At 70.1% G+C, this 16,354-nt stretch carries 9 protein-coding genes; 8 read left to right on the forward strand and 1 reads right to left on the reverse strand.

Annotated features, from left to right (window positions below; genetic code table 11):
* Positions 1–47: 47 nt before the first annotated feature.
* Positions 48–1,064, reverse strand: coding sequence for a LacI family DNA-binding transcriptional regulator (locus BLT97_RS12815; protein ID WP_281251128.1), 1,017 nt, complete (start codon positions 1,062–1,064; stop codon positions 48–50).
* 369 nt (positions 1,065–1,433) lie between these two features.
* Between BLT97_RS12815 and BLT97_RS12820 the strand changes: the two genes are divergently transcribed.
* The 8 genes from BLT97_RS12820 to BLT97_RS12855 all read left to right on the forward strand — a co-directional run bounded on the left by BLT97_RS12820 (position 1,434) and on the right by BLT97_RS12855 (position 16,352).
* Complete coding sequence (locus tag BLT97_RS12820) at positions 1,434–2,708, forward strand: extracellular solute-binding protein (RefSeq protein WP_093609345.1); 1,275 nt, start codon at positions 1,434–1,436, stop codon at positions 2,706–2,708.
* A 116-nt stretch (positions 2,709–2,824) separates the two neighbouring features.
* Positions 2,825–3,703 carry a carbohydrate ABC transporter permease gene (locus tag BLT97_RS12825; protein WP_093609951.1) on the forward strand — a complete coding sequence of 293 codons (879 nt, stop codon included), beginning with the start codon at positions 2,825–2,827 and terminating at the stop codon, positions 3,701–3,703.
* Complete coding sequence (locus tag BLT97_RS12830; RefSeq protein ID WP_245769295.1) at positions 3,700–4,566, forward strand: sugar ABC transporter permease; 867 nt, start codon at positions 3,700–3,702, stop codon at positions 4,564–4,566. Before BLT97_RS12825 ends, BLT97_RS12830 begins: the two co-directional genes overlap by 4 nt.
* A 55-nt stretch (positions 4,567–4,621) precedes the next feature.
* Positions 4,622–6,346 (forward strand): glycoside hydrolase family 13 protein, encoded by a 1,725-nt coding sequence (locus BLT97_RS12835; protein ID WP_093609347.1) that lies wholly within the window; start codon positions 4,622–4,624, stop codon positions 6,344–6,346.
* Positions 6,334–7,401, forward strand: coding sequence for a LacI family DNA-binding transcriptional regulator (locus BLT97_RS12840; RefSeq protein WP_093609349.1), 1,068 nt, complete (start codon positions 6,334–6,336; stop codon positions 7,399–7,401). Before BLT97_RS12835 ends, BLT97_RS12840 begins: the two co-directional genes overlap by 13 nt.
* Before the next feature lie 105 nt (positions 7,402–7,506).
* A complete protein-coding gene (locus tag BLT97_RS12845) occupies positions 7,507–9,210 on the forward strand; it encodes a carbohydrate-binding module family 20 domain-containing protein (RefSeq protein WP_093609351.1) in 1,704 nt (567 codons plus the stop codon).
* A gap of 198 nt (positions 9,211–9,408) precedes the next feature.
* The gene (gene pulA, locus BLT97_RS12850; RefSeq protein WP_245769325.1) at positions 9,409–14,640 is read left to right on the forward strand and encodes a pullulanase-type alpha-1,6-glucosidase; all 5,232 of its coding nucleotides are present in this window, start codon (positions 9,409–9,411) and stop codon (positions 14,638–14,640) included.
* A 71-nt stretch (positions 14,641–14,711) separates the two neighbouring features.
* On the forward strand, positions 14,712–16,352 hold the full coding sequence (locus BLT97_RS12855; RefSeq protein WP_093609355.1) for a fused response regulator/phosphatase: 1,641 nt from the start codon (positions 14,712–14,714) through the stop codon (positions 16,350–16,352).
* Positions 16,353–16,354 lie beyond the last annotated feature (2 nt).

A 16,354-nucleotide genomic window follows, 5' to 3' on the forward strand; every position in this document is an offset into this window, starting at 1 on the left:
AGGCTGCGGGTTCCGTATCCGGCGAGGTCAGCGGGGTGCCGAGACGGTCAGCGCGGAGCCGAGGCGGTTGAACCGCGAACCACCAGCTCCGGCATGAACACGAACTCGCTGTGCGGCGCCGGCGTCCCGTCGATCTCCTCCAGGAGGGCGCGGACCGCGGCCTGGCCCATGGCCGGGACCGGCTGGCGGATCGTGGTCAGCGGCGGGTCCGTGAAGGCGATCAGCGGGGAGTCGTCGAAGCCGACCACGGAGAGGTCCCCGGGGACCCTGAGACCGCGCTGGCGCGCGGTGCGGATCGCGCCGAGCGCCATCATGTCGCTCGCGCACACGATCGCCGTGCAGTCCCGGTCGAGCAGCGCGGAGGCAGCGGCCTGCCCGCCCTCGAGGGTGTAGAGCGAGTGCTGGATGAGGAGGTCGGTCTCGCTCTCGGCGAGGCCGAGGCGGCCGTGCATCGCGCCGACGAAGCCCTCTATCTTGCGCTGGACCGGCACGAAGCGCTTCGGGCCGAGCGCGAGCCCGATCCTGCGGTGCCCGAGCGCGGACAGGTGGGTCACGGCGAGGTCCATCGCGGCCCGGTCGTCGGGCGAGACGAACGGGGCCTTCACATGCGGTGAGAACCCGTTGATCAGGACGTGCGGGACGCCTTGCGCGCGCAGCGCGTCGTAACGCTGGGTGTCCGCGGTGGTGTCCGCGTGCAGGCCCGAGACGAAGATGATGCCGCTGACCCCGCGGGCCACGAGCATCTCGGTGAGCTCGTCCTCGGTGGAGCCGCCGGGCGTCTGTGTGGCGAGCACCGGGGTGTAGCCCTGGCGCGTCAGCGCCTGGCCGATGACCTGCGCGAAGGCCGGGAAGATCGGGTTGTCCAGCTCGGGGGTTATCAGCCCGACCAGACCCGCGCTGCGCTGCTTCAGGCGCACCGGACGCTCGTAGCCGAGCACGTCGAGTGCGGCAAGGACGGATTCGCGGGTGGTCGCGGCCACACCGGGCTTGCCGTTGAGCACGCGGCTGACTGTGGCCTCGCTGACACCCGCCTGGGCTGCGATGTCGGCGAGCCGTGCGGTCACGGCACTGGACTGTACCGGTCGGATCGCCGATTGCCCACCGCGTGTGCACGGTGCGTGCACGGGCGGGCTCGGGGAGTCGCCGTATGCGTCTTGCAAGGTCTTGCAAGGGTGCGTGGAGGCCGTTGCAGGATCGTGCAACCTTGCCCTGTACGGGCTGTCCAGGAACGTAAGGACAAGGGAAGGTAACGATCCGCATCTCTTGCAGAAAGTTGCCGCAAAGTCTTTCCAACAGCTTTCAGCCTTGTTACGTTCCTGGCCGAACCCGGCGCCGCGTGGGAGCGGTCGGCGGGGATGGGTGGGGAAGCCGGCAGGGCGGCTGCCCCGATGAGCCCAGCCCCCTTCATCCGGGCATCTGTTGAAGGAGTACTCATGCGGCGTGGCATATCGGCCACCGCGCTGGTCGCGGCGATCGCGCTGGCGGCGACGGCGTGCGGCGGGGACGACGGCGGGGACAAGGGCGGCAAGAGCGCCGGCGGTGAACTCTCCGGCACGGTGACCTTCTGGGACACGTCCAACGACGCCGAGAAGGCCACGTACAAGGAGCTCGCCGAGGGCTTCGAGAAGCTCCACCCGAAGGTCGACGTCAAGGTCGTCACGGTCCCGTTCGGCGAGGCCAACGCCAAGTTCAAGAACGCCGCGGGCGGCAACTCCGGCGCCCCGGACGTGATGCGCACCGAGGTCGCCTGGGTCGCGGACTTCGCCAACCTCGGCTACCTCGCCCCGCTCGACGGCACGCCCGCCCTCGACAAGACGGACGACTACCTCGAACAGGCCGCCGCCTCCACGAAGTTCAACGGCAAGACCTACGGCGCCCCGCAGACCATCGACACCCTCGCGCTCTTCTACAACAAGAAGATGCTCAAGGACGCCGGCGTCGAGGTCCCCGCCTCCTTCGACGAGGTCAAGTCGGCCGCCGCGAAGATCAAGGACAAGAGCGGCAAGACCGGTCTCTACCTGCGCGGCGACGACCCGTACTTCTACCTGCCCTACCTCTACGGCGAGGGCGGTGACCTCCTCGACACCGCCAAGAAGGAGATCACCGTCGACGACGAGGCCGGCGCCAAGGCCTTCAAGGTCATGAAGGACCTGGTCGACTCCAAGGCCGCGATCACCGACGCCTCCGACGGCTACAACAACCAGCTCAACGCCTTCAAGGACGGCGAGGTCGCCATGGCCATCGACGGCCCCTGGTCGATCGAAGGCGCCCTGGCCGGCAAGGAGTTCAAGGACAAGTCCAACCTCGGTGTCGCCCCGGTCCCGGCCGGCTCGGCGCGCGCCGCGTCCCCGCAGGGCGGCTGGAACCTCTCGGTCTACGCGGGCTCCAAGAACCTGGACGCCTCCTACGAGTTCGTGAAGTACATGAGCTCCGCGAAGGTGCAGCAGACCACCACGGAGAAGCTGAGCCTGCTGCCGACCCGCAAGTCGGTGTACGAGGTGCAGTCCGTCAAGGACAACCAGATGGTCCAGTTCTTCAAGCCGGCCGTCGACAAGTCCGTGCAGCGCCCCTGGATCGCCGAGGCCCAGTCCCTGTTCGAGCCCATCCGTCTCAACATGGAGAAGGTGCTCAGCGGCAAGGCCTCGCCCGAGGACGGTGCCAAGGGTGTCGGTGACGCGTACAAGAAGCTCCTGAAGGACTACAAGTAACCGTGACGGTGCTCACCGAGAAGAAGGCGCCGGCCGCCGAGGAAGTGACGAAGGCGGCCGGCCGGCCCCCGGGGCGGGTGCGCCGGGCGCTGACGACGCACTGGTACGCGTGGGCCATGGTGGCCCCGGTGGTCACGGTGATCGGCGTGATCATCGGCTGGCCGCTGGTGCGCGGCATCTACCTGTCGACGACGAACGCCAACGAGGCCAACGTCGAGCGCACCATCGGGGTCAACCACATCCCCGCGACCTACGAGTCCGTCGGTCTGGACAACTACACCGCGATCCTTAACGACGGGGTGTTCTGGGACCGGCTGACCTGGACGCTGGTGTGGACCGTGTCCTGCGTGACGCTCTCGTTCGCGCTGGGCCTCGGCCTCGCTGTGATGCTCAACCGGAAGCTGAAGGGCCGCACCTTCTACCGGATGGCGCTCATCCTGCCGTGGGCGGTGCCCGCCTTCGTCTCGGTGTTCACCTGGCGGCTGCTGTTCAACGAGAAGAACGGACTGTTCAACTCGCTGCTTGCCGGCGGCGGCATCGACGCCATCCCGTGGCTCAACGACCCGACGTGGGCGAAGCTCTCGGTGATCGCGGTCAACGTCTGGCTGGGTGTGCCGTTCATGCTGATCGCCATGCTCGGCGGCCTCCAGGCGATCCCAGCCGATCTGTACGAGGCCGCCGAGATGGACGGCGCGAACGCCTGGCAGCGCTTCCGGCACATCACGCTGCCGGGGCTCAAGCCGGTCAGCTCCACCGTCGTCCTGATCAGCGGCATCTGGACCTTCAACATGTTCCCGGTGATCTTCCTGCTCACCCGGGGCGGTCCCGGTGACGCCACCGAGATCCTGGTGACGTACGCCTACCGGCTCTCCTTCGTCGTCAGCCCCCGCGACTTCGCGGGCTCCGCGGCCTGGGGTGTGCTCATCCTCGTGCTGCTCTCGCTCTTCGCGGTGGTCTACCGCCGTGCGCTCCGCAAGCAGGGGGAAGTCTGGTGACCACCGACACCACCACCAGGACCAGGAAGCCGCGCCTGCGGGGGGAGCGCGGGCCGCTCGCCTCCGTGGCGCTGCACCTCACGCTCGCCGTGGCCAGTGTCATCGCGGTGTTCCCGCCGCTGTGGCTGCTCGTCACCTCGCTGAAGCCGAAGGACGAGGCGTTCACGACCGACCTGGTCAAGGACTTCACGTTCTCGAACTACGCGCACGTCCTCGGCGAGACCGAGTTCCTCACCTGGCTCGGCAACTCGCTGATGGTCGTGGGCCTGACCACCGTCATCGGCGTGTTCATCTCGGCCACCACGGGATACGCGGTCAGCCGCTTCAAGTTCCCCGGGATGCGGCCGCTGATGTGGCTGCTCCTGGTCACGCAGATGTTCCCGGTGGCCGTCCTCATCGTGCCGCTGTACAACCTGCTCGCCACGCTCGGCCTGCTCAACCAGCCGGTCGGCCTGGTCATCACGTACCTGACCATCGCCATCCCGTTCTGCGCCTGGATGATGAAGGGCTACTTCGACACCATCCCGGTGGAGATCGACGAGGCCGGACGCGTCGACGGGCTCAACCCGTTCGGGGTGTTCTGGCGGCTCGTGCTGCCGCTCGCCAAGCCCGGGCTCGCGGTCACCGGCTTCTACAGCTTCATCACCGGCTGGGCCGAAGTCGCCTACGCCTCCGCCTTCATGACCGGCGAGGAGAACCTCACGCTCGCCGGCGGCCTGCAGACCTTCGTCAACCAGTACACCAGCGACTGGGGTTCGCTCACCGCGTCCGCCGTCATCGTCGCCGTACCCGCAGCGGTGATCTTCGGCTTCGCGCAGCGCCATCTGGTGGCCGGTCTGACCGCCGGGGCGACCAAGTCCTGATAGAGCTGTTCGTCCGCAGTTGTACGAACCTGTACCTCATACCCACAGGGATGCCATGACTCAGCACCTTGCTGACGCCACGCCCACCACCCCGCACACCGCCACCACCCCGCACACCGCCACCACCGCCGTACCGGCCGCCACCCCGGCCGCGCGGAGCACCGACTGGTGGCGCGACGCGGTGATCTACCAGGTCTATCCGCGCAGTTTCGCCGACGCCAACGGGGACGGCATGGGCGACCTGGAAGGGGTACGGAGCCGGCTGCCGTATCTGCGCGACCTCGGCGTCGACGCGGTCTGGCTCTCCCCGTTCTACGCCTCGCCGCAGGCCGACGCCGGCTACGACGTGGCCGACTACCGTGCCGTGGACCCCATGTTCGGCACGGTCGAGCACGCCGACGCGCTGATCCGCGACGCCCACGACCTGGGCCTGCGCATCATCGTCGACGTGGTGCCCAACCACTCGTCGGACCAGCACGAGTGGTTCAAGCGCGCCCTCAAGGAGGGGCCGGGCTCGCCGCTGCGCGAGCGCTACCACTTCCGCCCCGGCCGGGGCGCGGAGGGTGAACTCCCGCCCAACGACTGGGAGTCCATCTTCGGCGGCCCCGCCTGGACCCGCACCACCGACCCGGACGGCACCCCGGGCGACTGGTATCTGCACCTGTTCGCGCCCGAGCAGCCCGACTTCAACTGGGACCACCCGGCGGTCGCCGACGAGTTCCGCTCGATCCTGCGCTTCTGGCTGGACCTGGGCGTGGACGGCTTCCGCGTGGACGTCGCCCACGGCCTCGTGAAGGCGGCCGGGCTGCCCGACATCGGCGGCCAGGACCAGCTCAAGCTGCTCGGCAACGCGGCCATGCCCTTCTTCGACCAAGACGGCGTGCACGCGATCTACCGCTCGTGGCGCAAGGTCCTCGACGAGTACGCGGGGGAGCGCATCGCCGTCGCCGAGGCGTGGACCCCCACGGTCGACCGCACCGCGCTGTACGTGCGCCCGGACGAACTGCACCAGGCGTTCAACTTCCAGTACCTGGCGACGTATTGGGACGCGGCCGAGCTGCGCGAGGTGATCGACACCTCGCTGGCCGCGATGCGCCCGGTGCACGCCCCGGCGACCTGGGTGCTCTCGAACCACGACGTCACCCGGCACGCCACCCGCTTCGCCAACCCGCCCGGCCTCGGCACCCAGCTGCGCACCCCGGGCGACCGCGAGCTCGGCCTGCGCCGCGCCCACGCGGCCACGCTGCTCATGCTCGCGCTGCCCGGTTCCGCGTACGTCTACCAGGGCGAGGAGCTCGGCCTGCCCGACGTCACGGACCTGCCGGATGAGGTGCGCCAGGACCCCTCGTTCTTCCGCGCGGCCGGCCAGGACGGCTTCCGCGACGGCTGCCGCGTGCCCATCCCCTGGACGCGGGAAGGGAGTTCGTACGGGTTCGGCCCCGGCGGGAGCTGGCTGCCGCAGCCCGCGGAGTGGGCCGGGCTGAGCGTCGAGGCGCAGACCGGCGACCCCGGCTCCACCCTGGAGCTGTACCGCAGCGCGCTCGCCGTGCGCCGCGCGCACCCGGGCCTCGGCGCCGGCGACTCGGTGGAGTGGCTGCCGATGCCCGACGGCGTGCTGGCCTTCGCCCGCGAGGGCGGCTTCATCTGCACGGCGAACACGACGGGTGCGCCCGTACGGATTCCGACGCCGGGCCGCGCGATCCTGTCCAGCGCCACCGTGCTCTACAACGAGCAGGCCGCCGAACTGCCCGCCGACTCCACCGTCTGGTGGCAGGCGTGACCGTCCCCATAGCGCGGGGTGCCGCAGCGAACGCGAGCACCCCGCGCCTGGCCGACATAGCCGCCCAGGCCTCCGTCAGCGAGGCCACCGCGAGCCGGGTGCTCAACGGCAAGGCGGGGGTCGCCACGGCCACCCGGCAGCGGGTGCTCGCCGCGCTCGACGTGCTCGGCTACGAGCGGCCCACCCGCCTGCGCCAGCGCAGCGCCGGCCTGATCGGGCTGGTGATCCCCGAGCTCACCAACCCGATCTTCCCGGCGTTCGCGCAGGTCATCGAGCAGGTCCTGGCCGGGCACGGCTACACGCCCGTCCTGTGCACGCAGATGCCGGGCGGCGCCACCGAGGACGAGCTGGTCGAGCAGCTCGAACAGCGCGGCGTGAACGGCATCGTGTTCCTGTCCGGACTGCACGCCGACACCACGGCCGACCCGGCCCGCTACACCCAACTCGCCGCGCGCGGCGTGCCGTTCGTCCTGATCAACGGCTATCACCCGCAGATCGAGGCCTCGTTCGTCTCGCCCGACGACCGTGCGGCCGCCGAGATGGCGGTACGGCACCTCGTCGAGCTCGGCCACGAGCGCATCGGTCTCGCGGTGGGCCCCACCCGCTACGTGCCCGCACAGCGCAAGGCGGAGGGCTTCACCGACGCACTGCACGACCTGCTCGGCGTCCCACGGGGGGATGCCGAACTCCTCATCCAGCGCACCCTGTTCAGCGTCGAGGGCGGCCAGGCGGCCGCCGGCGTGCTGCTCGACCAGGGCTGCACCGGCATCGTCTGCGCCAGCGACCTCATGGCGCTGGGCGCGGTCCGCGAGGCCCGCAGGCGCGGACTCGACGTGCCCCGGGAGGTCTCGGTGGTCGGCTACGACGACTCGCCGCTGATCGCCTTCACCGACCCGCCGCTCACCACCGTGCGCCAGCCCGTACAGGCCATGGCCACGGCGGCGGTGGGCGCGCTCCTGGAGGAGCTGCGCGGCAATCCCGTGCAGAGGGCCGAGTTCGTATTCCAGCCGGAGCTGGTGGTGCGCGGCTCGACGGCACAGGTCCCGCAGCGCTAGGACACCCACCTGCCCGCGCCCCGCACCTCCGCGCAAGACATCCCCGCACACCGCACATACCGCACACCGCACTGCACCACGTAACTCCCCACAGTTGGAGGACACATGGCACGTGGCAGACAGCTTCTCGGTGCGATCGGCGCGATAGGTCTCGGCCTGGGTCTCACCGTGGCCGCACCCACGCCCGCCCAGGCCGCACCGCTCGGCGGCAAGGACGTCACCGCCGTCCTGTTCGAGTGGCGCTTCGCCTCGGTGGCGAAGGCCTGCACGGAGGATCTCGGCCCCGCCGGGTACGGGTACGTGCAGGTCTCGCCGCCGCAGGAGCACATCCAGGGTTCCCAGTGGTGGACCTCGTACCAGCCCGTCAGCTACAAGATCGCCGGAAGGCTCGGCGACCGCACCGCCTTCAAGAACATGGTGGATACGTGCCACGCGGCCGGTGTGAAGGTGGTCGCGGACTCCGTGATCAACCACATGGCGGCCGGTGACGGCACTGGCACGGGCGGCTCGGGGTACACCAAGTACAACTACCCCGGGATCTATTCGGGCGCCGACATGGACGACTGCCGGGCGCAGATCGGCAACTACGGCGACCGCGGCAATGTCCAGAACTGCGAGCTCGTCGGCCTGGCCGACCTGGACACCGGTGAGCCGTACGTCCGCGAGCGGATCGCCGCGTATCTGAACGACCTGCTCTCGCTGGGCGTGGACGGCTTCCGGATCGACGCCGCCAAGCACATGCCGGCCGGGGACCTCGCGAACATCAAGTCCCGGCTGAGCGACCCGAACGTGTACTGGAAGCAGGAGGCGATCTACGGGGGAGGGGAGGCCGTCTCGCCGAGCGAGTACCTCGGCAACGGTGACGTCCAGGAGTTCCGTTACGCCCGCGGGCTCAAGCAGACCTTCCTGAACGAGAACCTCGCGAACCTGAAGAACTACGGCGAGGGCTGGGGCTTCATGGAGTCCGGGAAGTCCGCGGTGTTCGTGGACAACCACGACACCGAGCGCGGCGGCGACACCCTGAGCTACAAGAACGGCTCCGCCTACACCCTCGCCAACGTCTTCATGCTGGCCTGGCCCTACGGCTCCCCGGACGTCCACTCCGGCTACGAGTGGTCCGACAAGGACGCGGGACCGCCCAACTCCGGGACGGTGAACGCCTGTTACGCCGACGGCTGGAAGTGCCAGCACGACTGGCGGGAGATCTCCTCCATGGTGGCCTTCCGCAACGAGGCACGCGGGCAGTCCGTCACCAACTGGTGGGACAACGGCGGCGACCAGATCGCCTTCGGCCGCGGCAGCAAGGCGTACGTCGCCATCAACCACGAGGGCTCCGCGCTCACCCGCACCTTCCAGACCTCGCTGCCCGCCGGAGACTACTGCGATGTGCAGAGCGGCATGGGCGTCAGCGTGAACGGCTCGGGTCAGTTCACGGCCACGGTCCCGGCGGGTACGGCGGTGGCGCTGCACACGGGCGCGAGGAGCTGCACCGGTACGCCCGGACCCGACCCGGTGTCCACCGGTGCCTCCTTCAACGTCCACGCCACCACCGTGATGGGCCAGAACATCCATGTCGTCGGCGACTGCGCGCAGCTCGGCGGCTGGAACACCGGCAGCGCGCCCAAGCTCGACCCCGCCTCGTACCCCGTCTGGAAGCTGGACGTGGCGCTGCCCGCCGGCACCACCTGCGCCTACAAGTACCTCCGGAAAGACGCGAGCGGCGCCGTGACCTGGGAGAGCGGCGTCAACCGCACGCTCACCGTCCCGGCGAGCGGCGCAGTGACCTTGAACGACACCTGGCGCGCCTGAGCAACTCCCGTTCGCGCAGCCCCCATTGAACCGCGGGCCGCTTCATGCCCATCCAATCCCCGCTGCATGAGGCGGCCCGCCCGTACACCCACCCTCAAGGAGACCCGGACCGTGACCGGTTCACTTCCGCATGCCCGCAGGACGGCGGCCCGAAGAGCGCCAGCCGCTCGGAGAGCCGCCGTCGCGACGGCCGCCGCGCTGCTGGCCGCGCTGATCCCCGCCGTACCCGCGGCCGCCGCCGCACCACCCCCGCCTCCCTCGGACGCGAAGCTGGCCGCCGAGCCGGCCCGCCACGACCTCACGCGCGAGCAGTTCTACTTCGTGCTGCCCGACCGGTTCGCCAACGGCGACAAGGCCAACGACCGCGGCGGGCTGACCGGTTCGCGTCTGGAGACCGGCTTCGACCCCGCCGACAAGGGCTTCTACCAGGGCGGCGACCTCAAGGGCCTGACCGAGAAGCTGGACTACATCAAGGGGCTCGGCACCACCTCCATCTGGATGGCGCCGATCTTCAAGAACCGGCCCGTGCAGGGCGTGGGCAAGGACGCAAGCGCCGGCTACCACGGCTACTGGATCACCGACTTCACCCAGGTCGACCCGCACTTCGGGACCAACGCCGACCTGGAGAAGCTGATCGACAAGGCCCACGACAAGGGCATGAAGGTCTTCTTCGACGTCATCACCAACCACACCGCGGACATGATCGACTACGCGGAGAAGGAGTACGGGTACAAGCCCAGCGGCGCGTACCCGTACCTAGACGCCGAGGGCCGCCCGTACGCCGACGACGAGCCGCGGGCGAAGCCCGGCGTCCAGGACTTCCCGTACACCCCGGTCGTGAAGCCGGGCGAGCGCAAGGTCCCGGCCTGGCTCAACGACCCGACGCTGTACCACAACCGCGGCGACTCCACCTTCGCCGGCGAGTCCTCCACGCAGGGCGACTTCTCGGGTCTTGACGACCTGTGGACCGAGCGTCCCGAGGTCGTGGACGGCATGGCGAAGATCTACCAGCGGTGGGTGCGCGACTTCGACATCGACGGGTTCCGCATCGACACCGTCAAGCATGTGGACACCGCGTTCTGGACCCAGTGGGCCACCGCGCTCGACGCGTACGCCAAGAAGCAGGGCCGCGAGGACTTCTTCATGTTCGGCGAGGTGTACTCCGCCGACACCGACATCACCTCGCCGTACGTGACCGAGGGCCGCCTGGACTCCACCCTGGACTTCCCGTTCCAGGACGCGGCCCGCGCGTACGCCTCGCAGGGCGGGTCCGCCGAGCGCCTCGCGAAGGTGTTCGCGGACGACTACAAGTACACGACCGACAAGGCCAACGCCTACGAGCAGGTGTCCTTCCTCGGCAACCACGACATGGGCCGCTTCGGCACCTTCCTGAAGCAGGACAACCCGAAGGCCACGGACGCCGAGCTGATCGCGCGCTACGAGCTCGCCAACGAGCTGATGTTCCTCAGCCGCGGCAACCCGGTGGTCTACTACGGCGACGAGCAGGGCTTCACGGGTGCCGGCGGCGACAAGGACGCACGCCAGACCCTGTTCGCCTCGCAGACCGCCGACTACCTGGACGACGACCAGCTCGGCACGGACCGCACCCACAAGGACGCGGCCTACGATCCGCAGCACCCGCTCTACCGGCAGCTCGCCGAGCTGGCCAAGCTCCGCAAGGCGCACCCGGCGCTCGCGGACGGGGTGCAGCAGGAGCGGTACGCGGAGGGGTCGGTGTACGCCTTCTCGCGTACGGAGGCGAAGTCCCGCACCGAGTACGTGGTGGCCGTGAACAACGCCGCCGAGCCGCGGAAGGTGAAGATCCCCACGGGTTCGGCGGGCATGAACTACCGCACGCTGTACGGCGGTTCGGGTGCCATGAAGAGCGGCGCGGACCGCAAGGTCGAGGTCACCGTGCCCGCGTACGGCAGCCTGGTCCTGAAGGCCGATGGTCCGCTCGCCGAGCCCGCCACCGCGCCCGAGATCACCCTCAAGGCCCCCGCCGCGGGCGCCACCGGCACCGTCCAGGTGACGGCGGACGTGGACGGCGGTCAGCTGAACCGCGTCGTGTTCGCCGCGCAGACCGGCGACGGCAGGTGGCGCATCCTCGGCTCGGCTGACCACGCGCCGTACAAGGTGACCGACCGCATCAGGACCAAGGCCGGAACCCCCGTGCGCTACAAGGCGGTTGTCGTTTCCGCCGACGGACGTACCGCCAGCGACCGCGCCGAGACCACCGCGGGCGCGACGCCCGTCGAGCCGCCGCCCAGCGCCGTCGAGCGCGAGTACGCGGTCGTGCACTACAAGCGGGCCGACGGCGACTACGAGGGCTGGCAGCTCAAGTCCGGTGACACCACCGCCGAGTTCACCGGCCGGGACGCCTACGGCGCCTTCGCCTGGGTGAAGCTCGACGCCTCCGCCGCCGAAGTCCCGTACACCATCGAGAAGGCCGGTACAGCCGACGGCCCACAGCGCAGCATCCCCCTCGCCGCCACCGGCGAGGTCTGGGTCGAACAGGGCAAGGACGGGCAGGCCACCACGGCGCCCGACGGCGCGTACCCGCCGCAGGACAAGACCAAGGCCGTCCTGCACTACCACCGCCCCGACGGGAACTACGAGGGCTGGGGCCTGCACACCTGGACCGGAGCCAAGGACCCCACCGACTGGTCCAAGCCGCTGCTGCCCACCCGGACCGACGCCTATGGTGCGGTCTATGAGGTGCCGCTCGCGGACGGGGCCACGTCGCTCAGCTACATCCTGCACAAGGGCGACGAGAAGGACCTCCCCTCCGACCAGTCCCTCGACCTCGCCACCGCAGGGCACGAGGTCTGGCTGATGGCGGGCAAGGAGCGGCACCTGCTGCCGCAGCCCAAGGCCTCCGCGCCCGACTACACCAAGGCCGAGGCGGTCTGGCTCGACGCGGACACCGTGGCCTGGAACGGCGCCAAGTCGGCCGTCTCCACGCAGCTCCTGTACGCCCGGGACGGGAACCTCGACGAGGCCCGCTGGCTGCGCCTGGCCAAGACCTCGCTCACCGAGGCGCAGAAGAAGAAGTTCCCGCACCTCGCCTCGTACGCGGCCTGGACGGTGGACCCGCGCGACCGCGACCGGGTGAAGGAGGCGCTGCGCGGCCGGGTGGTCGCCACCCAGCGCGCCGCCAACGGTGCCGTGGTCGCCGGGACCGGGGTCCAACTCGCCGGTGTCCTCGACGACTTGTACGACGCCTCCGGCGCCTCGCTCGGTGGAGTCTTCGACGCGAAGGGCACGCCCACGCTGAAGTTGTGGGCGCCCACCGCGCAGTCGGTGGCGCTCGAACTCGACGGCCGAACAGTCGCGATGAAGAGGGACGACAGGACCGGTGTCTGGTCGGTCAAGGGCAGCAGGTCCTGGACCGGCAAGCCCTACCGGTACGAGGTGAAGGTCTGGGCGCCGAGCGTGCAGAAGGTCGTCACCAACAAGGTCACCGACCCCTACTCGGTGGCGCTCACCACCGACTCCGAGCGGTCCCTGCTGGTCGATCTCACCGCCAAGTCCCTTGCCCCCAAGGGCTGGACGGACCTGAAGAAGCCCGCGGCCGTCCCCATGAGCCAGGCGCAGATCCAGGAGCTGCACATCCGGGACTTCTCGGTGGCCGACAAGACCGTGCCGGCCGCGGACCGCGGCAAGTACACGGCCTTCGGGTCCGCGAAGAGCAAGGGCATGGAGCACCTGCGCAAGCTGGCCGCCTCCGGCACCTCGTACGTACACCTCCTGCCCGCCTTCGACATCGCCACCATCCCCGAGCGGCAGCAGGCGACGGTCGACTGCGACCTGGAGCAGTACGCGGCCGACTCCGAGAAGCAGCAGGAGTGCGTGGCCGAGGTCGCCGCGAAGGACGCGTACAACTGGGGCTACGACCCGTACCACTACACCGTCCCCGAGGGCTCCTACGCCACCGACCCCGAAGGGACCCGGCGCACCGTCGAGTTCCGCGAGATGGTGCAGACGCTCAACAACTCCGGCCTGCGGGTCGTGATGGACGTGGTCTACAACCACACCACCGCGAGCGGCCAGGCGGACACCTCCGTCCTCGACAAGATCGTGCCCGGCTACTACCACCGGCTCCTGGCCGACGGCTCCGTGGCCACCTCCACCTGCTGTGCCAACACCGCGCCCGAGAACGCCATGATGGGCAAACTCGTCGTGGACTCGCTGGTCACATGGGCCAAGGAGTACAAGGTCGACGGGTTCCGCTTCGACCTCATGGGCCACCACCCCAAGGCCAACATCCTCGCCGTGCGCAAGGCGCTCGACGCGCTCACCGTCGAGAAGGACGGGGTCGACGGCAAGAAGATCATCCTGTACGGGGAGGGCTGGAACTTCGGGGAGATCGCCGACGACGCCCGCTTCGAACAGGCCACGCAGAAGAACATGGCGGGCACCGGCATCGCCACCTTCTCCGACCGGGCCCGCGACGCGGTCCGCGGCGGCGGCCCCTTCGACGAGGACCCGCGCGTCCAGGGCTTCGGCTCCGGCCTGTTCACCGAGCCCAACTCCTCGCCCGCGAACGGCACCCCGGCCGAGCAGAAGGCCCGGCTCCTGCACTACCAGGACCTCGTCAAGGTCGGCCTGACCGGCAACCTCGCCGGCTACACCTTCACTGACAGCTCCGGCCGTACGGTCAAGGGCTCCGAGGTCGACTACAACGGCGCGCCCGCCGGATACGCGGCCGCCCCCGGGGACGCCCTGGCCTACTCCGACGCCCACGACAACGAGACCCTGTTCGACGCGCTCGCCTACAAGCTGCCGCATACGGTGAGCGCCGAGGACCGGGCCCGGATGCAGGTCCTGTCGATGGCCACCGCCGCCCTGTCCCAGGGGCCTTCGCTCTCGCAGGCCGGCACGGACCTGCTCCGCTCGAAGTCCCTGGACCGCAACTCCTACGACAGCGGCGACTGGTTCAACGCCATCCACTGGGACTGCCGCGACGGGAACGGCTTCGGGCGCGGCCTGCCGATGGCCGCCGACAACAAGGACAAGTGGCCTTATGCCAAGCCCCTGTTGACGAGCGTGCCGACCGTACGCTGCCCGCAGATCGAAGGCGCCTCGGCCGCCTACCGCGACCTGCTGAGCATCCGTACGACAGAAAGCGCATTCGCGCTCGGCGGTCTCGATGAGGTGCAGCGCGAACTGTCGTTCCCGCTGTCAGGTGAGCGAGAGACGCCCGGCGTGGTGACCATGCGCCTCGGCGACCTCGTGGTGATCTTCAACGCCACGCCCGAGCGGCAGGAACAGCAGCTCAACCAGGCCGCAGGGACCGGCTACCGGCTGCATCCGGTCCAGGCCGAAGGGAGCGATCGTACCGTCAAGTCCGCGCGATACGAGGCGGGTTCGGGGACCTTCACGGTTCCGGGCAGGACAGTCGCCGTCTTCACCCGTGCGCGTACCTGAGGAGCGCTAGCTTGGACGCGCGGGCCACCCACCGACACCGGCCCGCGCGTCCCACCCTCCGGGGGGAATCCATGAACGCAACGGAAGGCAGCCCGGAACCCGCCGACGAGACCACCGTCCTGGTCGTCGATGACGCACCCGCAAGCCGGTACGCGTTAGGCGCCGTCCTGCGCAGGGCCGGGCACCAAGTGGTGCCCGCCGCCAGCGCGGGCGAGGCGCTCATCGAACTGGACACGCTGCAACGTGCGGGCGCCCTGCCCGACGTGGCGCTCGTCGACATCGGGCTGCCCGATATGAGCGGTTACGAACTGTGCCGCCGTATCAAGGAACTGCCCCTCACCTCCGGCATGCCGGTGGTGCACTTCTCCGCCAAGCCCGCGGGACCCGGCGACCGCACCCGCGGCCTGGACGCGGGCGCCGACGCCTACTTCACGGTGCCCGCCGAACCGGAGGAGATCCAGGCGGTCGTACGGGCCGCCGTACGCGGCGCCCGCTTCCGCTCCACCGCCGAGGCCGAGTCGGCCCGGCTCTCGCTGCTCGCCGAGGCCGTGCTCGCCGTGCAGGCGGCCCGCTGCCCCAAGGAGCTGGCCACGGCCACGGCGACCGGCGCGGCCCGGCTCAGCGGCAGCCCCGCGGTGGCCTTCGTCTCCGGCGCGGACGGCGAACTCGTCGTCGGCACCTCACGCCGCCGTGCCTCGCACGCGCTGCCCGACGCGAGCGCCGCCGAGGAGGTCGTACGGCTCAGCGAACGCCTGATGGCCGGGCGCACCGGGGTGCAGTCCACCATCGTGCCCAGCCCGATGTGGCCGGCCGGCTACTTCCGCGCCGGCCAGTCCGAGTCGGCGCGGCTGCTCGTCGCGTGCGGCAGCGACACCCGCCCGCCGGTCTGCGTGGCCGTACCGGCCTACGCGGCCACGGGCGACGGGCCGGGCGAGGAGAGCAGCCGGCTGCTGGCCCGCCTCGTGCACGCGGCCGCGCTCGCCGCCGAACCGCTGCTGATGTACGAGGTGGAGCGGAACATCGCGCTCACCCTCCAGCACAGCTTCCTGCCCAAGCGGCTGCCCGCGATGCCGGGCACCGAAGTGGTGGTGCGCTATGTGCCCGCGTCCCGGCACACCGAGATCGGCGGCGACTTCTACGCGGCGCTCACCACCGACGAGGGCGTCCTCGTCGGCGTCGGCGACGTGGTGGGGCACTCCCTGGACGCAGCCACCGTGATGGTCGAGATCCGGCACGCCCTGCGCGCGTACGCCGTGGAGACCAGCGATCCGCAGGTGCTCGTCGAGCGGCTCGACCGGCTGCTCATGCGCTACCACCCGCACGCCACGGCGACGGTCTGCCTCGCCCTGATCGACCCCGGCACCGGCCGCTCGCGGATCGCCAACGCAGGCCACATCCCGCCCCTGATCGTGGAGGACGGCGCCGCGCGCTACTGCGCGGCGAGCGGACCGCTGCTCGGCATCGGCCTCGACCACCCCGAGCCCACGGAGCTCAAACTCGCCCCGCACGAACGCCTGTTGATGGTCACCGACGGCCTGATCGAAACCCGCGGCATCGACCTCGGCGTCTCCCTCGAGCACCTGCGGCAGGTGGCCGCCGGCGGCCCCGCGGACCTCGGCACGCTCTGCGACACCCTGCTCAGCTGCTTCGGCTACGAACGGGCCGACGACATCGCGCTGTTGGCGGTGCGCCTTGCGGGGGAAGCGGGGTAGGG

This window comes from Streptomyces indicus (assembly GCF_900100315.1).
GTDB lineage: Bacteria > Actinomycetota > Actinomycetes > Streptomycetales > Streptomycetaceae > Streptomyces > Streptomyces indicus.